Origin of the sequence: Burkholderia sp. MS455, from assembly GCF_016899445.1 — a bacterium.
In the GTDB taxonomy this organism is placed as follows: Bacteria; Pseudomonadota; Gammaproteobacteria; order Burkholderiales; family Burkholderiaceae; genus Burkholderia; species Burkholderia pyrrocinia_C.
The window spans coordinates 974,460-996,628 of sequence record NZ_CP041777.1 but is presented as its reverse complement, the minus strand read 5'-3'; the positions used below and the strand labels follow the sequence as shown (position 1 = coordinate 996,628).

Sequence of the window (22,169 nt, the reverse complement as noted above, 5' to 3'; positions counted from 1 at the left end):
CGTGGCGTTTCTCTTTGCGTCGGCTTATCGCGAGCGCGTCGATCGCGTATTACTGCGGCTTCGCCCAGAGCGTGCGGCCGAAGAACGTAAGCGTGCGATCCCACGCGATTTGCGACCATACTGGATCGAACTGCGTGCCGGCGATGCGGCCGGTGCCGACGGCCGTTTCGTTCGCGAATCCGTGATGCGCGAGATAACGATGGAATTCGACACCGACCTTCGCATCGGTCAGCTTCTTTTCCAGCGCGTCGACCTGGTCGATCGCGAAGAATGCATCCTGTGTGGCCCAGTGGCCCATCAGCGGCACGTTGAGCTTCGCCGGATCGAGGTAGTCGAGCGGCGGGAAGCCGTACCACGTGACGCCCGCGTCCGCGTCGGCGAACTGCAGCGACAACAGCGTCAGCGCACCGCCCATGCAGAAGCCCGTCACCGCGACGCGCGGAGCCAACGTCTTCAGATATGTGACGGCGCCGGGAATGTCCTGCGATGCGGCGTCGCCGAAATCGAGGCCGGTCATCAGGTGGTGTGCCTCTTCTTCCTCGACCGTCGACTTGCCGCGATACAGGTCGGGCACGAGCGCGAAGTAGCCGCAGCGCGCGAGGCGATCCGCGACGCCGCGGATCTGGTCGTTCAGCCCCCACCATTCCTGGATGACGACGACCGCGGGCGCGCCTTCGGTCTTTTCCGGCCTGGCGAGATAACCCTGTAGTTCCTGGCCGTCCGGGCGGCGAAACGTGATCATGGAACCGGATGCTTGAGACATGAAACCGCTCCTTTTCAAAAATGCGATGAGTACGGCAGCGGGCCGGCCAGCGGGCGCGGCGACGATCGGGCATGCAGGGCGTCGTGGTTTCGCTCGCGTTCGTTTCGGCCGACACCGACCACGCGGCCATTCTATGCGCAAACGCCGGCCGCCTGCGTGAACGGCGCCGCGCGGCGCGCGATCGGCGGGGGCGTGTCGGTCGACGGTCGCGATCCGGTCACGGAGCGGATCACCGAAAAGCGAACACCCCGCGCCCGATGAACGGGAGCGGGGTGTTTCGTTTGCCGCGCGCGGATCGGAACGCGCCGTGTGCGTCGGGCTTACTGGCCGAAATACACGGAGTCGCGGCCATCCTGCTTGACCGCGATTGTGCGGCCGGCACGCACGCCGGCGGCGGCTTGTGCGCCGTAACCGGTTTCATCCGCGTTCGTTACGCGGGCCTGTGCCGTCTGCAGCGCGCGGGGGTAGTACTGATCGGAGACTTCGGGCTTGTAGCCGGCCTGTTCGAGCTGGACGAGTTCCGCGCGCACCTGGGCACGCGTCAACTGGCCCGACGGGTTCGATTGTGCGAATGCGCCATACGAGGCGGACAGGGCGGTTGCGGCGACGACAGCGTAGATGAACGACTTCATGATGACCTCCGGTTTCGTTGATTTCGCGCTTCGCTTGTTGCGTTCAGCGGTTGATTGCATCGTAGCGATCGCGTTACCGGTCGGAAATACGCGTTCCAGCGAATAATTATTGCAACTGGGTAAACGATCCGCGGGGATTGGCGTTTTTGTCTGGTGATTGCGGCATGCCGGAGGGCCTGTCGGTTCGCGCTGCATCGGGGCGTAAGGCGCAGCCGTTCGGGTCTCGATGTGATCGATCGACCAGCGGCCGCGTGACGATCAATTGAATCGCATTCCGAAGTATTTGGGCGAGATGGTCGGCGTGGCTCACGCACTTCCGCGTCACTTGGCCGGGGCCGCCTGACGCTTCCGATATTCGGCGGGCGTGACCCCGACGTGCCGGGTGAATGACCGCCTGAGCGTATCGACATTCGCGAAGCCGCATTTCGCGGCGACCTGCTTCTGCGTGTCATGCGTGTTCTCGAGCAAATGACGAGCCGCCGTATTGCAGGCGCGCCTGTTTTTCGCCGGCGATGCGCAGCGTTACCGTCTCGGCGTCAATTTCAATCAGATTCCCGTGAACGCGCCGAAGTGTCTCTTAGCGGCCACGCTTCGTCGAAGCGTGATCGAGAACGCCTCGCGAGCACCGCCGAGGGCGGAATCGCCTTAAGTCAGTAAAAAAGTTGTTACGTAACAATCACCAGATGTTTCTCTAACTTTATATACTGAATTACTGCATCGCCTCACCCAGGCGAATCTTCGATTCGCAATCGCCGGAATCTGCTGCCAGACAGCCGGCCACATCCGCTGGCTCCTTCGCCGACGCTTGACGGACAGGCCACCACGGCTCTCCCAACCCGCCCCCACAAGTCATCGGCAAAACGCCTATAATGATTGGGCAAATTGCCGGAGAGAGGTCATGAGCACCATCGCTTTTCATCCTTCGGGTGTCGCGCATCCGCGTCAGGCCGAATTCACGATTCTCGAGCAGCTATTGGCGATCCGTGTCCGATCGGGTGCCGATCTTGCCGAGCTGGCGAGCGCGCGTGTCGACGTCTCGGTGATCGACCGGCTGTCGGAGCGCGGGCTGAAATCGGACGAGCTGGCCTTCATCATCCCGCGCCGCACGCTGAGCCACCGTCGCCAGGCGCACGAACGCCTGTCGCCGGAGGAATCCGACAAGGCGATTCGCCTCGCGCGCATCGTCGCGCAGGCGACGGCCACGTTCGGCGACCAGGACAAGGCGATGGCGTGGCTGCGCAACGGGCTTCAGCGCTTCGGCGGCCGCACGTCGCTCGACATGGCGAGCACCGAGCATGGCGCGCGGCTCGTCGAAGAGGTCCTCACGCAGATCGACGAGGGGTACTTCGCTTGATGACGCTGTGGCGGATCAGCAATTACGCCGACCTGAAAGGTATCGGCGGGTTGCGCGCCGGCGGGCGCTGGCATTTTGCCGGACAGCCCGTCGTGTATCTCGCCGAGCATCCGGCACTCGCATTGCTCGAGACGCTCGTGCATTTCGAAATCGCCACCGTCGCGCAATTGCCGAGCGGATACCAGTTGCTTCGTATCGAGGTGCCGGAATCGGTGGACGTCGCCGAGATCGCGGAAGGCGACGCGCCGGACGACTGGCAAACGAACGTCGACTGGACCCGCAGCGCCGGCACCGAGTGGCTGCATACGCAGCCGAGCGCGCTGTTGCGCGTCCCGAGTGTCGTCGTGCCGCACGCGCACAACTTCCTGCTGAATCCGCTGCATCCGGCCGCGCCCGAGATCCGCGTCGCGGAAGTCATGCAATCGCCGTACGACACCCGGATTCTGCGGCTGATCGAGTCGAAGCCGGGCGAATAGAAAAAAGAACAGGGCCCGTGCCGTGAGCTGGTTCAGCGCTCGTGCGCGGCGCGATCCGCGGCCGCATCGGGCGGCAGCGTCTGCCGGATGCGCGTGATCGTTCGCGTACTGACGAGACCGAGCATGGCGCTGACATCGGCGTGCGTGTGGCCGGCGAGCAACTGGCGGCGCGCATACGTGTTGCGCAGCACGCGCGGGCTCATGTCCGCTGCGTGGAAGCCGATCGAGGTCAGCGCGTCGCGCACCACGAGCAGCAGAAACATGTCGTTCATCGCGCCACCGCCGCGCGGCGCGGGAAACAGCAGTACCGATGCCGGTGCGTCTGCCGAGCACGCACGCCATGCGGCGAGCGGCGCCAGCGCGAACGCGGCGAGTTCGATCCGGCGCGCCGGCCGCGCGCGATCGCGCGGCACGGACAGCGCCGGCGGCAGCGCGTCGAGATCGGGCGCGTCATGCGTCGTCGCGCGAATCTCGGCGGACGTGATGCCGCTCGCAAGCAGCAGCGCGACGATCGCGCGATTCCGGCAGTCGGCCGGCGTGTCGTCCGGTCGCGGCTGCACATGGCGCTGCAGCGCCGCGTCGGCGTCGGGCGGCAGGTAGCACGGCTCGGGCTCGCCGTCCGGCCACGCGAGATGGCGCGTCGTCCGGCCGGCCGGATGGATCGTCCGCACGCCGGTGTCGACCAGATGCCGACCCAGCCGGTCGATCAGCTTCGCGTAACGCACGCGGGTCGAGGTGCCGGGCGCGCACGTGCGTTCGAGCTCCGTCAGGAAGGCTGCGACGTGGTCGGGCCCGAACGTGGCCAGCGACACGCGGTGCGCGATCAGATGGCGCAGGAACCGTTCGAACATCGCGACGTGCTGCACGACCGAGCGCGGCGCGAACGGCCGGCGGCCGGCGCCGGTCGCGGTGGTTTCCTGCCATGCGCGAAAGGCGCCGACGGGATCGTGAATCCAGCGATTCGTATCCATCCACGATTTATAGCCGGACGCGGTGACGCCGGCAATCGTCCCGATGTCCATTCCAATCCGGTCGGCCCGTGCAATGCAACCGGCGCATCAGTGCGCGGCACGCGTCTCGTCGATACCGTCGTCGCGCATCCGTTCCATTGCTTCGACATCCACATTCCGAACCATTCGCCACTGACCACGGCGGCAGGAATTGCCTGCGCGAGCGGGGTGGCCAGCGCGATTTCGACAACGCGCTGACGCGGGTCGAGGACCTGCGCGCGCCGATGCAGTGCAGCAAGCGAACCCTCAAGCCGGCGCGGTGGCGCTGCACATACAACGACCGGTCGCGTCATTTCCTTATTGCGGAAAAAAATTTGTTCGTGGGACTATCGAACGCATTGCCTGTGCACCGAGGGGGTCGCAGGCAGCGCGATGTCCATCGCAACGACCTAAAAGAACATCGACAGACAATGAACAGAACAGCGATTTTCCCGTATGCGTCCGCGTTGCTCGCGGCTGCCCTGCTGACGGCATGCGGCGGCGACGTCGAGAACGAAGCGGGGCGCACGCAGGCACCTTCGACCGATACGAGCTGCCTCGCGGTCGACAACAGCGGCGCGACGGTTGTGGTGGGCTCGAACCAGCCGGGTGATCCGTCGCTGCCGGAAGCGTCGTCGGGTTATCGCACCGGGATGAAGCCCGTCTATGCGAAGACCTACCTGGTGGCGACGTCGAACGCTTACGCGAGCGCTGCCGGCTGCGCGGTGCTGAAGAAAGGCGGCACGGCCGCCGACGCGGCGGTCGCCGTGCAGGCCGTGCTCGGCCTGACGGTGCCGGAGGCGACGGGCCTCGGGTCGGGCGGCGTGCTGCTCTACTACGATGCGCGCGGCAAGACGCTGCAGGCGTACGACGGCCGGGAAACCGCTCCGGCCGCCGCGACGGAGAACTACCTGCGCTACGTCGACGACACGACCGACCATTCGGCGCCGCTGCCGAACGCGCGCGCCAGCGGCCGCTCGATCGGCACGATCGGTGTGCCGCGGCTCATCGAGACACTGCAGCAGGATCACGGCCGGTTGCCGTGGCAGAACCTGTTCGGCGATGCGATCACGCTCGCGACCAACGGCTTCCCGATCGGCGGCCGGCTCGCCGACGCGATCGCGGCAAACGCCGCGAACCTGAAGCGCGACCCCGAGGCCGCCGCGTATTTCCTGAATGCCGATGGCTCGCCGAAGACGCTCGGCACCGTACTGAAGAACCCCGCGTACGCGCACACGCTGACGCTGATGGCGCAGTCGGGTGCGAATGCACTGTACACCGGGCAGATCGCGCAGGACATCGTCGCGAAGATCGCAACGACGAAGGGCGCGGACGGCTCGACGCTCACGCCGGGCAAGACGACCGTCGCGGATCTGGCCGCGTATCAGGCGAAGCGCCGCGAACCCGTATGCACGACCTATCGCAGCTACTGGGTGTGCGGGATGCCGCCGCCGTCGTCAGGCGGCATCGCGGTCGCCGCGGCGCTCGGCATTCTCGAGAACTTCGACCTGAAGTCGCTGAAGCCGACGGCGATCGATCTCGAGGGCGGCAAGCCGACCGTCGCGGGTGTGCACCTCGTCACCGAGGCCGAACGGCTCGCGTATGCCGACCGCGACAAGTACGTGGCCGATACGGATTTCGTGCCGCTGCCGGGCGGCACGTGGGACACGCTGCTGAACAAGCCGTACCTGAAATCGCGAGCGGCGCTGATCGACACGACCAAGAGCATGGGCACCGCACAGCCCGGCAATTTCGGCGCGGTGCCGCTCGGCGTCGACACGACGCTGATCGAGCACGGCACGAACCAGTTCACGATCGTCGACGGCGACGGCAACGTGCTGAGCGCGACGACGACGGTCGAGTCGAGCATGGGCTCGTTCCACATGACCAACGGTTTCCTGCTGAACAATCAGTTGACCGACTTTTCCGCGAACCCGGTCGACAGCGCCGGCAATCCGGTGGCCAACCGCCTGCAGCCGGGCAAGCGGCCGCGCAGCTCGATGGCGCCGACGATCGTGTTCGGTCAGGCCGCCGACGGCTCGCGCGGCGATTTCGTGATGGCGACCGGTTCGCCGGGCGGCGGCACGATTCCGCAATACGTGGTCAAGACGCTGGTCGGCGCGCTCGACTGGGGGCTCGATGCGCAGCAGTCCGCGGGCCTCGTCGATTTCGGCGCGAGCAACAGCCCGACGACCACGATCGGTGGCGAGCATCCGAACGTCAACGCGGCGAACAACGGTGCGAACGATCCGCTGATCACGGGGCTGCTCGCGCTCGGGCACAAGGTGTCGACGTCCGCGCAGGCGAGCGGCGTCAACACCGTAATGCGCGTGACGGTCGGCCAGTCGCCCGCGTTGCAGGGCGGTACCGATCCGCGTCGCGAAGGCGTCGTGCTCGGCGATACGTTCCGGCCGTAACCGGGCGGAACGCGCACGGCCCCGATCTGCCTGTATCTGCCGACAGGCGATCGGGGTCGCGTTTCTTTAAGGGGCTGCGATGACGCACGCGCGTCTGCTTGAAATGGACGCAGTCCTGTCGGTGCCAGGCGTTTCGATTTCCTCGGCGGTGTCGATTGCGACAGCGCGCTGGACAGTCGCGATGCCGAGCCGTTCGATGCGCAGTGGATGGCGGCATTCGATGCGATCGACGACGATCCGGGTACGGCGATCGACAGGCCGGCAGTAGACGCATTGCGGGAAAAGGCATTCAAGCTCGCCTTCGGCGCATCGGACAACGCCGGAGCGGCGGCGTGCGTGTCCGACGATATCGAATCGATCGCGAGGCGCCGGTTGTCGCGCCGCACCGAGGTCCGGTCGACACACATACTTTGGAATACCTATAAAAACGGCTGGTTCCCCTGCTAGCCGTTTCACGTTCGTGGTTTCCCGATGCGCGGCGATCGGGTGAAGCGTGATCGCGGGGCGACCCGTGCAGCATGCCGTCGGGTTCGCGCCTGCTCGTCGGCAAGTACGCCGTCTTTCCCATCTCAAGCCCCCGATTGTCAAACAGTGTGAGTCAATCGTCAGCATTTGCAACTGAAGTAACAGTCGCCGCAAATCAATCGTTTTGCGCGTCGGCGCCGCTACATTAGCTCCACCTGCCGCACGTCGCGGCGAGGCATGCGACAAGCCGCACGAACGCGGCCCGCAGCAACAACGTCTTTGGGGAGAATGACCATGAACAAGATTCGTACGATTCTGCTGGGTGCCGCTCTGACGGCGATGGCGACGTCGGCTGCTTTCGCACAGACGGCCCAGACCGGCGCAGAGGGTTCCGCAGGCGTCGGCGCACAGGTTCAGACGCCGCTGCTCGGCGGCGGCGTGGGCGTGCAGGCTGGCGCCGGCGCGAATGCGGCAGGCTCGGGTTCGGGCGCAGGCAACCTCGTTGGCGGTGCGCTGAACGGCGTCGGCAAGACGGTCGGCGGCGTTGGCGCGGCAGCCGGCAATGCGGTGGGCGGCGCGACCCAGGCGGTGGGTTCGGCAGCGGGTACGGCGAAGGATGCCGCGGCCTCGGCCGTACACTCGACGAAGTCGCACGTGAAGCATGTCGCAGGCACCGCAAAGAGCCACGCGCAAGGCGCGGTGTCGACGGCAGGCGATGTTGCGGGCGGCGCGAAGGCGAAGGCCGGCGAAGCGCTCGAAGGCGCGACGAATTCGGTGCAGGGCGGCGCATCGGTCGGCGTGAAGGGTTCGGCTTCGGCACAAGGCGGCGCGCTGTAAGCAACACGCATCCAATCACGGCCCGGCCCGCTTCGAAGCGGGCCGGGCCGTTTTTTTTATCGGCGCACACGGCACGCCGTTCGACGTTCCTCGCAATACGGCGATGCATCGGCGTTCGCCGCGAATCCGGCGGCGCGATGGGCACGTGCGCTACCGGATGTCCCCGGCACGAGCCCGCGACAGGCGACGCGCGCGGCCCCTGCCCATTGCCCGGCCGCCATGCTTAAATAGCGGGGCTCCCGGTTGCCGGGCCGCCGCGATGGCAGCGCCGGCCGACGCGGGCAAGCATGTCCGATCGACATCGTGACGACAGACGACACCAAAACGCCGTTCCGGCCAGCCCGGCGCGGCCCGATAACATTCCGAGGCATCACGTCATGACCATCCTGTTCCGTCTTCTCGCGCTCGCCTGCGCGCTCTGGCTGGCGGCCTGCGCAGCGCCGCCTCCGCCGTCAGGCAGTATCGGCGCGTCTGCGGCTTCACCGCTGGTTCCGGACGCCAGCGAACGCCGCGGGCTCGGCACCGCGTGGGGCGAGTCGGTGCGATCCGAAACCCGCAATGTCGAATTCGAACGCGCGGATCCGGCGAAGCCGACGGATCTCGCGTCGGTCTACTACAACGACGCGCTGCCCGGACATCTTCCCGCATCCCAGGTGCGCCGGCTGCCGACCCGCGTCGCGCTCGCGAACGGCGACATCGCGCTGTCGTTTACGGACGAGAAGGGCGCGCCGCTGCGCCTCGCGCGCAGCAACGGCCGCTGGCACATGGCGGGTGTCGAGGGTTCGCGCTACATGATCGTGCTGCGCAACCAGGGGCGCCGCACGTTCGAAGTCGTGTCGACGGTCGACGGGCTCGACGTGCTGTCAGGGCGGCCGGGCAGCTATACGAACGGCGGTTACGTGCTGTATCCGGGCCGCACGCTGACGATCGAGGGCTTCCGCAAGAGCCGCGACGAAGTCGCCGCGTTCCGCTTCGCGGCGGTACCTGACAGCTATGTCGCGAACTCGAAGTACGGCGATGCCGCGAACGTCGGCGTGATCGGCGTCGCGCTGTTCGCGCAGAAGGAGAACGACGAGGAAGCGCTGCGCCGCAACGCGAATCCGTTCCCCGGCAACGACAACGGCTTTGCGCCGCCGCCGGTGCCGCGCGGCGAGTGACGGCATGCAGCGGATCGCGCCGCGTTCGTCGCGACGAACGACGCACGCGGCGCGATCCGGAAACGGTAATGCCCGGGTGGCACGCCGGCGCATATGACGAACTCCGCTGTGATCCCGCGCGATCCATGCGAATACGAAACCGCCGGACGATATCGGTTGCATTGAAGACAGCGGCGCTGGCGCTGTTGGTTTCCAAACGCCGCCGCCTGAATCGGTGCGTCCCGCCAACGGCCATGCGATCGAATGGGCGCGGCGCACCGGCCGGCAGCGATATCCGGTGGAAATATCTCGCGCACGACGGCGCAACGCATCGCGTCTATCGTTTCATGAGCGGCACGTTTGCCGAAGTCGAGGTTCCACGGTAAGACAGTCGCGCCACGGCACAATGGCTGTTCGAATTCGCATCGCGTGCTTTCTCCACCATCCAGACCGACGGAGAACCCCATGTCGTTACCCGCTTTCAGGTACCATCCCGACCCGCTGGCAACCGGCAGCGTGATCCGGTCGGACGCGCGGGGCGTGTGCTGTGGCGATGCGTGCGGCTACCAGGCTTGCGATTGACGGCCGGGCCTGCGCGAGCGGCGCCGCCCTTCGTCATGAAACAGAGGAATCTTCGTGAAGTTCATCCACGCGGCAGACATTCACCTTGACAGCCCGTTGCACGGCCTGAGCGCGTATCCCGACGCGCCGGCCGCGCAGTTGCGCAACGCGTCGCGCGAGGCGCTGCGGCAACTCGTGGATCGCGCGATCGAAGAGGAAGTGGCGTTCCTCGTGATCGCCGGCGATCTGTACGACGGCGACTGGAAGGATCACAACACGGGCATCTTCTTCGGCCAGCAGATGGGGCGCCTGCGCAAGGCCGGCATTCGCGCATTCGTCCTCGGCGGCAACCACGATGCCGAAAGCGAGATGACGAAGAAGCTGACGCTGCCCGACAACGTCACCGTGTTCGGCCATCGCAAGCCGGAAACCCACAAGCTGCCGGAATTCGACGTCGCGCTGCACGGGCAGAGCTTCAAGGACAAGGCCGTCGTCGACAATCTCGCGATCGGTTATCCGGACCCGGTGCCCGGGTACTACAACATCGGCGTGCTGCACACGGCGCTCGAAGGTTATGCGGCGCACGCGAACTATGCGCCGTGCACGCTGGCCGAACTGCACGCAAAGGGCTACGACTACTGGGCGCTCGGCCACGTGCACGAATTCCAGCAATGGACGGGGCCGTCCACCGTCGTGTTTCCGGGCAACCTGCAGGGGCGCCATATCCGCGAGACGGGGCGCCGCGGCGCGGTGCTCGTGACGGTCGAGCAAGGCCGCACGCAGGTCGAGCGCCTGTATCTCGACGTGCTTCGTTGGGAAGCCGTGTCGGTCGACGCATCCGATTGCTTCACGGTCGCCGACCTGTCGAGAAAGATCGGCCAGTCGCTGGAGGCGCTGCTGACCGTCGACGGCCACGTGCCGCGCGCGGTGCGCGTGACGGTCACGGGGCGCACGCCCGCGCATGGGCTCTTTTTCGGCCGCGCGCCGCAGTTGCGTGCGGAGGTGCTGAACCAGATCGGCATCATCGGCAACGAGCGGCTGTGGCTGGAGAAGGTCCGGCTCGCGACGTCCGCTGCCGATCATCAGCAGGGCGAGAGCGAGCAGCTTGAAGCGCTGGAGGATTTGAAGCAGATCCTGGCCGAAGCCGCGCACGATCCGGATTTCCTCGCGCTGCTCGAACGCGACCTGAAGCCGTTCGTCGGCAAGGTCCGCAGCGACGTGAAGGAGGAAGTGCCGTTGTTGACGATGGCGCGCGCGGGCGAGCTCACGGCGCTGGTCGAGCAGGTCGGTCCCGCGTTGCTCGCGCGGCTGGCAAGGGGGGAGTAAGCGATGCGCATCAGCCAGCTCGATCTGATCAAGTACGGCAAATTCACCGACGAAACACTGCGGTTCCCGTCGGCCGGCGAGGATTTTCATGTGATCGTCGGGCCGAACGAGGCCGGCAAGTCGACGATCCGCACGGCCGTGTCCGAGTTGCTGTTCGGGATGAAGCTGCAGACGCCGCTCGATTTCCTGCACAGCACGCCTGAACTGCGGATCGGCGGCGTGCTCGAGAACGGCACGGGCGAGTTCGCGTTCCACCGTGCGCGCGGACGCAGTCCGTTGCGCACGCCTGCCGACGACAAACTTCCCGACGACTATCTGGCCGCCATCCTCGACGGCGCGACGCGCGAATTCTTCGAGCAGATGTTCGGGCTCGATCACGGGCGGCTGGTCGACGGCGGCCGCAGCATTCTCGACGCGTCCGACAAGCTCGGCCAGGTGCTGTTCGAATCGGCCGCCGGTGTTGGCAGTCTCGGGCCGGTGCGCGAGGAACTCGACGCGCGTTCGGTCGAACTTTGGGCACCGCGCCGCAGCGGCAGCGCGTTTGCGCTGGCAGAAACCTCGTTCAACGAAGCCGTGACCGAACTGAAGACGGTCCAGGTGCGCACGCGCGACTGGGTCGATCGCAAGGACGCGCGCGAGGCGGTCGAACAGCAGATCGAGCACGCGCGGGTGGAGCAGCGCCGGCTCGAATCGCTGCGCTCGAAGCTCGAGCGCGTTCGGCGGTTGGCGCCGTACCTGAAGGAGCTGACGGTCAAGGATGCGGCGCTGGCAGAACTGGGCGCGGTCGTCGAGTTGCCGCCGACCGCGTATGCGGACCTGCTGAAGGCGCAGGGCGATCTCGCGGCCGAACAGAAGGTGCTCGAAGAACGGCGTGCCGACCTGCTTGCGAAACGGCAGGCGCGCGATGCGATCGATGCCGACGCCGATACGCTGGCGCTCGAAGCCGACATCGAAGCGCTCGACCGGCTGCGCGGCGCGTGTATGAATCACGCGCAGGATCTGTTGCTGCTCGGCGCCGACGTCGAGCGGCACCTGTCCGCCGCGTTTTCGGCCGCCGCGCAGCTCGGCTGGCCGACGGACGAAGCGACGCTGCGCGCGTCGCTGCCGACGGCGCTGTCGCTGAAGACCGTCGCGAACCTGCTGCGCGAACACGGCGCGCTGCACCAGGCGCTCGCCGGCGCGCGAGAATCGCTCGACGAACGCACGCGCGAGCTTGCGCAGGTGCAGGAGCAACGGGCGCGCCTGTCGACCGCCGACGTGCCGGAAGCGCTGCGCGCGGCGCTCGCCGATGCGCAAGGCTTTCGCAACAGCGGCCAGCGCGAACAGGCGCTCGAACACGAAATCGCTGCCGCCGGGCGCACGCTGTCCGGCGCGCTCGATGCGCTTGGCCAGTGGCGCATGCCGGTCGACACGCTGCGCGCGCTCGACGTGCCGTCGGCGGCGCGGCTCGGCGCGCTGCTCAAGGAGGACAGTGAGCGCGCCAGCGCGGCCGCTGCCGCGCGCGACGCGCGGGACGGCGCGCTCGAAGAGCTCGAGCGGCTCGAATTGCAGGAGAAGCATTTCGCGGAGAACCACAAGGTCGTCACGACCGCCGACGTGCTGGCGGCGCGCGCACGACGCGACGGCGCATGGGGCGACATCCGCAGCGGCGCCGTCGATCTGGCAACGGGCGCACCGGCGGTCGACGACGCGATTCGCCTGGCCGACGAACTCGTCGATGCGCAGCTCGGCGCCACGCAGGCGGCGGCGACGCTGCAGTCGCTGCGTCAGCAGGTCGAATCCGCGCGTGCCGGTGTGGCGCGCAGGCAGGCTGCGTCGGACGAACGCGAGCGCGAGTTGGCCGCGCATCGCGACGCATGGGCCGAGCTCGCGATGACGGCCGCGGTGCCCGGCATGCCGCTGGCGGCGATGGGCGACTGGCTCGCAAAGCGCGATACGGTGTTCGCGGCGCAGGCCGATCTCGATCGTCAGCGCCGCGAATTCGATACGATTCGCGCGGCGCGCGTGGGTGCCGAAGCCGCGTTGCGTTCGGCGCTGCATACGGTGTCGCGAGGCAGCGAGACGGACGGACTGGCGGCACTCGTCGCCATTGCCGAGACGTTCGTGCAGTCGGCCGAGAAAGCGATCGCGCAGAAGGACGGCCTCGACGACCGCGCGCGGGAAGCCGAACGCGGTTGCGCAACGGCGCAGTCGCGAGTCGGCCATGCGCAAGCAGCCTACGATGCGTGGCACGCGCAATGGCGCGACGCGCTGGCCGACGCGAAACTTTCCGCGAGCGCGGTGACGCTGGCAGCGGCAGAAGGCGCGCTCGGGCTCGCGAATGTGGTGACGGCCGAACTGGCCGATGCGGATGCGCCGCGCAACCGGATCGCTGCGATCCGCGCCGAGCTGGCCGCGCTCGAGGCCGGCGCGCGGCGGCTTGCCGAAGCGCTCGCGCCGGAATGGCTGGCGAGCGGCGACTGGCCGGACGTTGCACGCAGGCTGGCGATGCGTCTCGCGGCCGCAAAGGAAATCGCGCGCGCGATCGAGCGTGCCGACGAAGCCGTGCGGCAGGCCGACGGCAAGGTCACGGATGCGGCCGCCGCGGTGGCGGGCGCCGATGCGCGTATCCAGCCGCTGCTTCAATTGGCCGGCGTGGCGTCGATCGACGCGGCGCTGCCGCTGGCCGAACGCTCGGATCGACAGCGCCAGCTTCGGCAGGCGGTCGATGCCGCGCACGAGGCGCTGGTGCGCGACGGCGACGGGCTGTCCCGTTCGGCCGTCGAGGCTGAGGTTGCGGAACAGGACATCGCCGACGTGCCGGCGCGTCTGGAGGCTGTGAAGCAGTCGCTGGGCGATGTCGGCAAGCGGTTGAACGAGCTCGCGCAGCAGCAGGTCGTGGCCGACCAGGCGTTCGGCGCGATCGACGGCCAGGCGAACGCGGCCGTCGCCGAATCGAAGCGGCAGGAAGCGCTCGCGGCGATGGGCGACGCGGCCGAACAGTATCTGGAGGCGGCCACCGCAAGCCGCTTGCTGAAGTGGGCGACGGATCGCTATCGCGACCAGAAGCAGGGGCCAATGCTCAGGCGGGCGGGCGAAATCTTCGCCGGGCTTACGCTGGGCGAGTTCGCGAAGCTCACCGTCGATACCGAACGAACGCCGCCCGCGCTGTATGCACGGCGGATAAAGGGGGCGTCGGTCGAGGTCGCAGGGTTGAGCGAAGGGACGCGCGATCAGCTGTTCCTCGCGCTGCGAATCGCGGCGCTGGAGCTGCAGCTCGGCAGCAGGACCGCGCTGCCGTTCGTTGCCGACGACCTGTTCATCAACTTCGACGACGCGCGCGCGAAGGCCGGGCTCGACGCGCTGCGCGATCTGTCGACGCGAACCCAGGTGCTGTTCCTGACGCACCACGATCACCTGCTGCCGCTCGTGAAGGACGTATTCGGCGCGCGGGTCAACGTGGTCGAGCTGCAGCGCGCGCCGGCCGGCGCGTGATGCGGGGCGCGCAGGGATGCCGGCACACGGGAAGGGTCATCGCGTGCAGGTAGTATGTGCGGTTCCGAAATGCACGCGACCGGTTCTGCCGGTCGCGGGACTGGCCACACGAGGGGGGAACATGAAAAAGCTGGTAGCCGCGATCGCGTTCGCGGCGGACAAGCATCGCAATCAACGGCGCAAGGACGAAGAAGCGTCGCCGTACATCAATCATCCGATCGCGCTCGCCGACGTGCTGGCCAACGAAGCCGGCGTCGAGGACGAACGCGTGATCGTTGCGGCCGTGCTGCACGACACGGTCGAGGATACGGAGACGACCGAGCAGGAACTGCTGCGGCTGTTCGGCAAGGACGTGGCGGACATCGTGATGGAAGTCACGGACGACAAGTCGCTGCCGAAGGACGAGCGCAAGCGCCTGCAGGTCGAGCATGCGGCGACCATCAGCCGGCGCGCGAAGCTCGTCAAGCTGGCCGACAAGATCTGCAACCTGCGTGACATCGCGCGGCATCCGCCTGCGGACTGGCCGCTCGAGCGCAAGCAGGCGTACTTCGACTGGGCGAAGTCGGTTGTCGATCCGATGCGCGGCGTGCATCCCGGTCTCGAGGCGATCTTCGACGCCGCGTACGGCGCACGGCCCGCGGACTGAGGCGCCCGCATGCGTTCGGCCCGATCCGTCGGATCCGTCGCACGGCAACCGGCTGCCGTGGCGGGTGTCGACGTCGGGGGCGACAGGAAGCTGTGCGATCTCGTGATCCTGCGCGGGTCGACGGTTGTCTGCCGCGAACGGCGGATCGCGCCCGAGGCGTTGCCTGCGCTGTGCCTCGCCCATGACGTCGTGGCCGTTGGCGTCGACGCGCCGAGCCTGTGGTGGGCGGGAAGCGGGCACCGGGCGGCCGAACAGGCGCTCGCGCGCGAACGGATCTCGTGCTTTCCGACGCCGTCGCGGGAGCAGGCGGTCGCAAGCACGTCGGGCTTCTTCGACTGGATGTTCATCGGAGAGCGTGTCTACCGCGCGCTCGCGGATGCGTATCCGTTGCTGACCGGCGCGCACTATGCGGGCGGGCGCGCGAGCTTCGAAACCTATCCGTACGCGATTACCTGCGCGATGCTGGGCAAGGCGGTTGCGTCGGCAAAGCAGAAGCGCAACCAGCGCCGGCAATTGCTGGCGCGTCTGGGGATCGACGTGTCGACGCTGCTATCCGTCGATGCGCGGGACGCGACCCTGTGCGCGCTGACGGCGCAATACGTCATCGATGGAAGCGCGCATGCGTATGGCGATGCAGAGGGGGGGTATATCCGTGTGCCGATCGTGAGCGAGACGATTGTGCTCGACTCACTGTAGATGCGACGCGCGACCCCGGGCGGGCGCAGATCGCAGGATTGTCGTTGCGGAAAGGTGAGCTTTTGCGGGGTGTGTGTGGCTGGCCTGACGACGAAGGTGTCAGGCAGCGATTGTCTGTCGGCACGCATCGGGATTGCGGGTGCACACGACATGACGCCGGTGCGCCGCGCGATCCCGAGCGGCACTGCTCAATCCTCGAGGATGGATTTCGGCACGCTGGACAGATCGCAGGCTTGCGCCTGTTCGAAGTAGCCTTCCGCATCGTCGATCATCACGACCGCGACGTCGATCAGTTCGTCGAGCCGTTGCAGCAGCGATTCACGCCACTCGATGTCTTCGTCGCGCTCGGGTGTCTTGTCCATCTGCTCGATGATCGAGTCGGCCGTCTGCAGGAAAGGAATCGCTTGCTGATAGTTTTCGATCGAAACCAGCGCCGCATTGCGTGCGCCGATGAGCCGTTCGCGATGCTCGTCCGCGAGTTCGGATTCGCCGCTGATCCGCGGCAATACATCCGAGATGCGTTGCAGAAGCGGCGGGGCCTGTTCTTCGAGCAGGATGGCGCGCTCGCGCAGCGCTGCATATTCGTCGCGAAGATCGGCGTCGCCGGGTTGAGTGGTGCTATCCATCGTCGATGTGAGTACGTGGTTCGGTCGGGGCATGATACTCGACTGCGCGAGCCCCCTTGTCCGATCCTCAGGACAGGGTTGCGAAACCCATGAAGGCACGAACGCGCGACGTTGCAGCTGGGCGGCGCGGCGTTGCGTTCCAGCGGCCCGTTGATTGGCGGGGATGCGAATCCGGAGCGCGCCTGGGACGGCATGCCGTCGGCCTCGTATATATATGAGGAAAGAGAGGCTTGCCCGGTATCTATGGCGGGTGGTTCGCGTTGCGATGCACTTGGCCCGTCGAGCCCCAAGCCGCCGTGCGCGATAGCGCACGGCGGCTTTTTCAAAATAATTTCACGAAGGGGCTTGCGCGAAGGGTGCGGGGTGCATAGAATCACGCCTCTTTCGCGCTAACGGCAACGCGGCGCGGGGGAGGGGAAGCGAAGTCGGTGGTGTGCAGCAGGTTGGGCGCACGGCTGGCGCAGGAAGATGAACCCCGCGGTCGCAACGAAGCAGTTAAAAAGTTGTTGACGAGCTGCGAAACACGGTTCATAATCTCGCTTCTCTGCTGCTGAAAACGCGGCGCTGCTGAGAAACACGAAGTTTCTCGCAGAAATGCTCTTTAAAAATTAACAGCCGATAAGTGTGGGCGCTTGATGGAAGCGAGCTGATCTTCGGATCAGATAGCGAAAGTATCAAGAGTCTCACACTAAAGTAAGTCAGGTTTATGAAGTGATTCATATTCCTGTCAGCTTTGAGTGAGCGACCGGTTCGAAAGAACCGAAAACAGTAACAGGTTTAAACTGAAGAGTTTGATCCTGGCTCAGATTGAACGCTGGCGGCATGCCTTACACATGCAAGTCGAACGGCAGCACGGGTGCTTGCACCTGGTGGCGAGTGGCGAACGGGTGAGTAATACATCGGAACATGTCCTGTAGTGGGGGATAGCCCGGCGAAAGCCGGATTAATACCGCATACGATCTACGGATGAAAGCGGGGGACCTTCGGGCCTCGCGCTATAGGGTTGGCCGATGGCTGATTAGCTAGTTGGTGGGGTAAAGGCCTACCAAGGCGACGATCAGTAGCTGGTCTGAGAGGACGACCAGCCACACTGGGACTGAGACACGGCCCAGACTCCTACGGGAGGCAGCAGTGGGGAATTTTGGACAATGGGCGAAAGCCTGATCCAGCAATGCCGCGTGTGTGAAGAAGGCCTTCGGGTTGTAAAGCACTTTTGTCCGGAAAGAAATCCTTGGTTCTAATATAGCCGGGGGATGACGGTACCGGAAGAATAAGCACCGGCTAACTACGTGCCAGCAGCCGCGGTAATACGTAGGGTGCGAGCGTTAATCGGAATTACTGGGCGTAAAGCGTGCGCAGGCGGTTTGCTAAGACCGATGTGAAATCCCCGGGCTCAACCTGGGAACTGCATTGGTGACTGGCAGGCTAGAGTATGGCAGAGGGGGGTAGAATTCCACGTGTAGCAGTGAAATGCGTAGAGATGTGGAGGAATACCGATGGCGAAGGCAGCCCCCTGGGCCAATACTGACGCTCATGCACGAAAGCGTGGGGAGCAAACAGGATTAGATACCCTGGTAGTCCACGCCCTAAACGATGTCAACTAGTTGTTGGGGATTCATTTCCTTAGTAACGTAGCTAACGCGTGAAGTTGACCGCCTGGGGAGTACGGTCGCAAGATTAAAACTCAAAGGAATTGACGGGGACCCGCACAAGCGGTGGATGATGTGGATTAATTCGATGCAACGCGAAAAACCTTACCTACCCTTGACATGGTCGGAATCCTGCTGAGAGGTGGGAGTGCTCGAAAGAGAACCGGCGCACAGGTGCTGCATGGCTGTCGTCAGCTCGTGTCGTGAGATGTTGGGTTAAGTCCCGCAACGAGCGCAACCCTTGTCCTTAGTTGCTACGCAAGAGCACTCTAAGGAGACTGCCGGTGACAAACCGGAGGAAGGTGGGGATGACGTCAAGTCCTCATGGCCCTTATGGGTAGGGCTTCACACGTCATACAATGGTCGGAACAGAGGGTTGCCAACCCGCGAGGGGGAGCTAATCCCAGAAAACCGATCGTAGTCCGGATTGCACTCTGCAACTCGAGTGCATGAAGCTGGAATCGCTAGTAATCGCGGATCAGCATGCCGCGGTGAATACGTTCCCGGGTCTTGTACACACCGCCCGTCACACCATGGGAGTGGGTTTTACCAGAAGTGGCTAGTCTAACCGCAAGGAGGACGGTCACCACGGTAGGATTCATGACTGGGGTGAAGTCGTAACAAGGTAGCCGTATCGGAAGGTGCGGCTGGATCACCTCCTTTCCAGAGCTATCTCGCGAAGTTGAGCGCTCACGCTTATCGGCTGTAAATTAAAGACAGACTCAGGGGTCTGTAGCTCAGTCGGTTAGAGCACCGTCTTGATAAGGCGGGGGTCGTTGGTTCGAATCCAACCAGACCCACCATTGTCTGGCGGTATGTGGGTACCTGAGGTCTCTGTATACATGGGGGCATAGCTCAGCTGGGAGAGCACCTGCTTTGCAAGCAGGGGGTCGTCGGTTCGATCCCGTCTGCCTCCACCAATCTTCAATGGGAAGCGTTTGGATCACACGAAAGTGACGTGTGAGACGAGCATTTGCCATTGGCGATTGAGCCAGTCAGAGTGATATGAGTAACACCATATCGGCTGTCGTTCTTTAACAATCTGGAAGAAGCAAGTAATTTGGATAGCGGAAGCGTCTTGAGATGGACGTGAAAACTATCCGGGTTGTGATTGTATCGATGTATCTCAAGATGATTCGAACTTCATTGTTCGGCTCAATTGGAATACGGCACAACGCGAGAACTCAACCTGTAACGACTGTCGAGAGACAGACTCGTTATAGGGTCAAGCGAACAAGTGCATGTGGTGGATGCCTTGGCGATCACAGGCGATGAAGGACGCGGTAGCCTGCGAAAAGCTACGGGGAGCTGGCAAACGAGCTTTGATCCGTAGATGTCCGAATGGGGAAACCCACTCCTTTTGGAGTATCCATGGCTGAATACATAGGCCATGTGAAGCGAACGCGGTGAACTGAAACATCTAAGTAACCGCAGGAAAAGAAATCAACCGAGATTCCCAAAGTAGTGGCGAGCGAAATGGGATGAGCCTTGCACTCTTTATTTGTATTGTTAGCCGAACGCTCTGGAAAGTGCGGCCATAGCAGGTGATAGCCCTGTAGGCGAAAACAGTATGAAAGAACTAGGTGTGCGACAAGTAGGGCGGGACACGTGAAATCCTGTCTGAAGATGGGGGGACCATCCTCCAAGGCTAAATACTCGTGATCGACCGATAGTGAACCAGTACCGTGAGGGAAAGGCGAAAAGAACCCCGGGAGGGGAGTGAAATAGATCCTGAAACCGCATGCATACAAACAGTCGGAGCCTCGTAAGGGGTGACGGCGTACCTTTTGTATAATGGGTCAGCGACTTACGTTCAGTAGCAAGCTTAACCGTATAGGGCAGGCGTAGCGAAAGCGAGTCCGAATAGGGCGTTCAGTTGCTGGGCGTAGACCCGAAACCAAGTGATCTATCCATGGCCAGGATGAAGGTGCGGTAACACGTACTGGAGGTCCGAACCCACTAACGTTGAAAAGTTAGGGGATGAGCTGTGGATAGGGGTGAAAGGCTAAACAAACTTGGAAATAGCTGGTTCTCTCCGAAAACTATTTAGGTAGTGCCTCGTGTCTCACCTTCGGGGGTAGAGCACTGTCATGGTTGGGGGGTCTATTGCAGATTACCCCGCCATAGCAAACTCCGAATACCGAAGAGTGCAATCACGGGAGACAGACATCGGGTGCTAACGTCCGGTGTCAAGAGGGAAACAACCCAGACCGCCAGCTAAGGTCCCCAAATATAGCTAAGTGGGAAACGAAGTGGGAAGGCTAAAACAGTCAGGAGGTTGGCTTAGAAGCAGCCACCCTTTAAAGAAAGCGTAATAGCTCACTGATCGAGTCGTCCTGCGCGGAAGATGTAACGGGGCTAAGCTATATACCGAAGCTGCGGATGCGTGCTTTGCACGCATGGTAGGAGAGCGTTCCGTAAGCCTGCGAAGGTGCGTTGAAAAGCGTGCTGGAGGTATCGGAAGTGCGAATGCTGACATGAGTAGCGATAAAGGGGGTGAAAGGCCCCCTCGCCGTAAGCCCAAGGTTTCCTACGCAACGTTCATCGGCGTAGGGTGAGTCGGCCCCTAAGGCGAGGCAGAAATGCGTAGCTGATGGGAAGCAGGTCAATATTCCTGCACCATTGTTAGATGCGATGGGGGGACGGATCGCGGAAGGTTGTCCGGGTGTTGGAAGTCCCGGTCGCTGCATTGGAGAAGGCGCTTAGGCAAATCCGGGCGCAGGATTCAAGGGTGTGGCGCGAGCTCCTTAGGGAGCGAAGCAATTGGAAGTGGTTCCAAGAAAAGCCTCTAAGCTTCAGTCTAACGATGACCGTACCGCAAACCGACACAGGTGGGCGAGATGAGTATTCTAAGGCGCTTGAGAGAACTCGGGAGAAGGAACTCGGCAAATTGGTACCGTAACTTCGGGATAAGGTACGCCCTTGTAGCTTGATGCGCCTGCGCGCAGAGGGTGAAGGGGTTGCAATAAACTGGTGGCTGCGACTGTTTAATAAAAACACAGCACTCTGCAAACACGAAAGTGGACGTATAGGGTGTGACGCCTGCCCGGTGCCGGAAGATTAAATGATGGGGTGCAAGCTCTTGATTGAAGTCCCGGTAAACGGCGGCCGTAACTATAACGGTCCTAAGGTAGCGAAATTCCTTGTCGGGTAAGTTCCGACCTGCACGAATGGCGTAACGATGGCCACACTGTCTCCTCCCGAGACTCAGCGAAGTTGAAGTGTTTGTGATGATGCAATCTACCCGCGGCTAGACGGAAAGACCCCATGAACCTTTACTGTAGCTTTGCATTGGACTTTGAACCGATCTGTGTAGGATAGGTGGGAGGCTATGAAACCGGAACGCTAGTTTCGGTGGAGCCGTCCTTGAAATACCACCCTGGTTTGTTTGAGGTTCTAACCTTGGCCCGTGATCCGGGTCGGGGACAGTGCATGGTAGGCAGTTTGACTGGGGCGGTCTCCTCCCAAAGCGTAACGGAGGAGTACGAAGGTACGCTAGGTACGGTCGGAAATCGTGCTGATAGTGCAATGGCATAAGCGTGCTTAACTGCGAGACCGACAAGTCGAGCAGGTGCGAAAGCAGGTCATAGTGATCCGGTGGTTCTGTATGGAAGGGCCATCGCTCAACGGATAAAAGGTACTCTGGGGATAACAGGCTGATACCGCCCAAGAGTTCATATCGACGGCGGTGTTTGGCACCTCGATGTCGGCTCATCTCATCCTGGGGCTGTAGCCGGTCCCAAGGGTATGGCTGTTCGCCATTTAAAGAGGTACGTGAGCTGGGTTTAAAACGTCGTGAGACAGTTTGGTCCCTATCTGCCGTGGGCGTTGGATATTTGAAGGGGGCTGCTCCTAGTACGAGAGGACCGGAGTGGACGAACCTCTGGTGTACCGGTTGTCACGCCAGTGGCATCGCCGGGTAGCTATGTTCGGAAGAGATAACCGCTGAAAGCATCTAAGCGGGAAACTCGCCTTAAGATGAGATATCCCTGGAGGCTAGATCTCCTTGAAGGGTCGTTCGAGACCAGGACGTTGATAGGTCAGGTGTGTAAGCGCAGTAATGCGTTCAGCTAACTGATACTAATTGCCCGTAAGGCTTGATCCTATAACAAGTCTGTCTTA

General features: G+C 63.6%; 16 protein-coding genes, 2 tRNA genes, 2 rRNA genes and 2 pseudogenes. 17 read left to right on the top strand and 5 right to left on the bottom strand.

Annotation, left to right across the window (positions count from 1 at the left end; all coding sequences use genetic code 11):
• Positions 1 to 49: 49 nt before the first annotated feature.
• From FPJ27_RS04220 to FPJ27_RS04210, 3 genes and pseudogenes are all read right to left on the bottom strand, one after another.
• The gene (locus FPJ27_RS04220; protein ID WP_204420930.1) at positions 50 to 763 is read right to left on the bottom strand and encodes a dienelactone hydrolase family protein; all 714 of its coding nucleotides are present in this window, start codon (positions 761 to 763) and stop codon (positions 50 to 52) included.
• A 320-nt stretch (positions 764 to 1,083) separates the two neighbouring features.
• Complete coding sequence (locus FPJ27_RS04215; RefSeq protein ID WP_204420929.1) at positions 1,084 to 1,395, bottom strand: DUF4148 domain-containing protein; 312 nt, start codon at positions 1,393 to 1,395, stop codon at positions 1,084 to 1,086.
• A gap of 321 nt (positions 1,396 to 1,716) precedes the next feature.
• Positions 1,717 to 1,878: pseudogene (locus tag FPJ27_RS04210) on the bottom strand (helix-turn-helix domain-containing protein); the annotation flags it as partial.
• On the opposite strand from FPJ27_RS04210, the pseudogene FPJ27_RS04205 reads away from it, so the two are divergent.
• The 3 genes and pseudogenes from FPJ27_RS04205 to FPJ27_RS04195 all read left to right on the top strand — a co-directional run.
• Positions 1,877 to 1,969 (top strand): annotated as a pseudogene (locus FPJ27_RS04205) (catalase); the annotation flags it as partial. The pseudogenes FPJ27_RS04210 and FPJ27_RS04205 overlap by 2 nt on opposite strands.
• Before the next feature lie 324 nt (positions 1,970 to 2,293).
• Entirely contained in the window at positions 2,294 to 2,749 is a 456-nt protein-coding gene (locus tag FPJ27_RS04200; RefSeq protein ID WP_031403156.1) for an antitoxin Xre/MbcA/ParS toxin-binding domain-containing protein, read from the top strand.
• Positions 2,746 to 3,225 (top strand): RES family NAD+ phosphorylase, encoded by a 480-nt coding sequence (locus FPJ27_RS04195; RefSeq protein WP_175963970.1) that lies wholly within the window; start codon positions 2,746 to 2,748, stop codon positions 3,223 to 3,225. The genes FPJ27_RS04200 and FPJ27_RS04195 overlap by 4 nt, the downstream gene beginning before the upstream one ends.
• A 32-nt stretch (positions 3,226 to 3,257) precedes the next feature.
• Here the strand turns inward: FPJ27_RS04195 and FPJ27_RS04190 are convergent, their stop codons facing one another.
• Positions 3,258 to 4,196 carry an integrase gene (locus FPJ27_RS04190; RefSeq protein WP_072440329.1) on the bottom strand — a complete coding sequence of 313 codons (939 nt, stop codon included), beginning with the start codon at positions 4,194 to 4,196 and terminating at the stop codon, positions 3,258 to 3,260.
• A gap of 449 nt (positions 4,197 to 4,645) precedes the next feature.
• On the opposite strand from FPJ27_RS04190, the gene FPJ27_RS04185 reads away from it, so the two are divergent.
• The 10 genes from FPJ27_RS04185 to FPJ27_RS04145 all read left to right on the top strand — a co-directional run bounded on the left by FPJ27_RS04185 (position 4,646) and on the right by FPJ27_RS04145 (position 15,772).
• Entirely contained in the window at positions 4,646 to 6,631 is a 1,986-nt protein-coding gene (locus tag FPJ27_RS04185) for a gamma-glutamyltransferase family protein (RefSeq protein WP_072440325.1), read from the top strand.
• A gap of 207 nt (positions 6,632 to 6,838) precedes the next feature.
• Positions 6,839 to 7,078, top strand: a complete 240-nt coding sequence (locus FPJ27_RS04180) for a hypothetical protein (protein ID WP_239483145.1) — start codon at positions 6,839 to 6,841, stop codon at positions 7,076 to 7,078.
• 312 nt (positions 7,079 to 7,390) lie between these two features.
• Positions 7,391 to 7,933 carry a hypothetical protein gene (locus tag FPJ27_RS04175; protein ID WP_034182565.1) on the top strand — a complete coding sequence of 181 codons (543 nt, stop codon included), beginning with the start codon at positions 7,391 to 7,393 and terminating at the stop codon, positions 7,931 to 7,933.
• A 377-nt stretch (positions 7,934 to 8,310) separates the two neighbouring features.
• Positions 8,311 to 9,090 (top strand): hypothetical protein, encoded by a 780-nt coding sequence (locus tag FPJ27_RS04170; RefSeq protein WP_204420928.1) that lies wholly within the window; start codon positions 8,311 to 8,313, stop codon positions 9,088 to 9,090.
• 161 nt (positions 9,091 to 9,251) lie between these two features.
• A complete protein-coding gene (locus FPJ27_RS04165; RefSeq protein ID WP_204420927.1) occupies positions 9,252 to 9,455 on the top strand; it encodes a hypothetical protein in 204 nt (67 codons plus the stop codon).
• A gap of 79 nt (positions 9,456 to 9,534) precedes the next feature.
• Entirely contained in the window at positions 9,535 to 9,651 is a 117-nt protein-coding gene (locus tag FPJ27_RS36895) for a CbrC family protein (protein WP_343300093.1), read from the top strand.
• A 54-nt stretch (positions 9,652 to 9,705) separates the two neighbouring features.
• Positions 9,706 to 10,956 carry a DNA repair exonuclease gene (locus FPJ27_RS04160; protein WP_072440320.1) on the top strand — a complete coding sequence of 417 codons (1,251 nt, stop codon included), beginning with the start codon at positions 9,706 to 9,708 and terminating at the stop codon, positions 10,954 to 10,956.
• Between the two features lie 3 nt (positions 10,957 to 10,959).
• On the top strand, positions 10,960 to 14,430 hold the full coding sequence (locus FPJ27_RS04155) for a YhaN family protein (protein WP_204420926.1): 3,471 nt from the start codon (positions 10,960 to 10,962) through the stop codon (positions 14,428 to 14,430).
• A gap of 121 nt (positions 14,431 to 14,551) precedes the next feature.
• Positions 14,552 to 15,076, top strand: coding sequence for an HD domain-containing protein (locus FPJ27_RS04150; protein ID WP_034182569.1), 525 nt, complete (start codon positions 14,552 to 14,554; stop codon positions 15,074 to 15,076).
• A 9-nt stretch (positions 15,077 to 15,085) separates the two neighbouring features.
• On the top strand, positions 15,086 to 15,772 hold the full coding sequence (locus FPJ27_RS04145; protein WP_204420925.1) for a DUF429 domain-containing protein: 687 nt from the start codon (positions 15,086 to 15,088) through the stop codon (positions 15,770 to 15,772).
• A 188-nt stretch (positions 15,773 to 15,960) separates the two neighbouring features.
• Here FPJ27_RS04145 and FPJ27_RS04140 read toward each other — a convergent pair whose 3' ends face one another.
• The gene (locus tag FPJ27_RS04140; RefSeq protein ID WP_083534151.1) at positions 15,961 to 16,431 is read right to left on the bottom strand and encodes an ATPase; all 471 of its coding nucleotides are present in this window, start codon (positions 16,429 to 16,431) and stop codon (positions 15,961 to 15,963) included.
• Between the two features lie 746 nt (positions 16,432 to 17,177).
• On the opposite strand from FPJ27_RS04140, the gene FPJ27_RS04135 reads away from it, so the two are divergent.
• The 4 genes from FPJ27_RS04135 to FPJ27_RS04120 all read left to right on the top strand — a co-directional run bounded on the left by FPJ27_RS04135 (position 17,178) and on the right by FPJ27_RS04120 (position 22,152).
• A 16S ribosomal RNA gene (locus FPJ27_RS04135) occupies positions 17,178 to 18,710 on the top strand.
• Positions 18,711 to 18,773: 63 nt separating this feature from the next.
• Positions 18,774 to 18,850, top strand: a tRNA-Ile gene (locus tag FPJ27_RS04130).
• Between the two features lie 41 nt (positions 18,851 to 18,891).
• Positions 18,892 to 18,967, top strand: a tRNA-Ala gene (locus tag FPJ27_RS04125).
• A 303-nt stretch (positions 18,968 to 19,270) separates the two neighbouring features.
• Positions 19,271 to 22,152, top strand: a 23S ribosomal RNA gene (locus FPJ27_RS04120).
• Together the 16S and 23S rRNA genes with 2 tRNA genes alongside form the textbook arrangement of a ribosomal RNA operon.
• Positions 22,153 to 22,169 lie beyond the last annotated feature (17 nt).

Coding starts and splice junctions, on each gene's coding strand:
- FPJ27_RS04220 (WP_204420930.1), bottom strand. CDS start 763: ATGTCTCAAGCATCCGGTTCCATGATCACGTTTCGCCGCCCGGACGGC.
- FPJ27_RS04215 (WP_204420929.1), bottom strand. CDS start 1,395: ATGAAGTCGTTCATCTACGCTGTCGTCGCCGCAACCGCCCTGTCCGCC.
- FPJ27_RS04200 (WP_031403156.1), top strand. CDS start 2,294: ATGAGCACCATCGCTTTTCATCCTTCGGGTGTCGCGCATCCGCGTCAG.
- FPJ27_RS04190 (WP_072440329.1), bottom strand. CDS start 4,196: ATGGATACGAATCGCTGGATTCACGATCCCGTCGGCGCCTTTCGCGCA.
- FPJ27_RS04185 (WP_072440325.1), top strand. CDS start 4,646: ATGAACAGAACAGCGATTTTCCCGTATGCGTCCGCGTTGCTCGCGGCT.
- FPJ27_RS04180 (WP_239483145.1), top strand. CDS start 6,839: ATGGCGGCATTCGATGCGATCGACGACGATCCGGGTACGGCGATCGAC.
- FPJ27_RS04175 (WP_034182565.1), top strand. CDS start 7,391: ATGAACAAGATTCGTACGATTCTGCTGGGTGCCGCTCTGACGGCGATG.
- FPJ27_RS04170 (WP_204420928.1), top strand. CDS start 8,311: ATGACCATCCTGTTCCGTCTTCTCGCGCTCGCCTGCGCGCTCTGGCTG.
- FPJ27_RS36895 (WP_343300093.1), top strand. CDS start 9,535: ATGTCGTTACCCGCTTTCAGGTACCATCCCGACCCGCTGGCAACCGGC.
- FPJ27_RS04155 (WP_204420926.1), top strand. CDS start 10,960: ATGCGCATCAGCCAGCTCGATCTGATCAAGTACGGCAAATTCACCGAC.
- FPJ27_RS04150 (WP_034182569.1), top strand. CDS start 14,552: ATGAAAAAGCTGGTAGCCGCGATCGCGTTCGCGGCGGACAAGCATCGC.
- FPJ27_RS04145 (WP_204420925.1), top strand. CDS start 15,086: ATGCGTTCGGCCCGATCCGTCGGATCCGTCGCACGGCAACCGGCTGCC.
- FPJ27_RS04140 (WP_083534151.1), bottom strand. CDS start 16,431: ATGCCCCGACCGAACCACGTACTCACATCGACGATGGATAGCACCACT.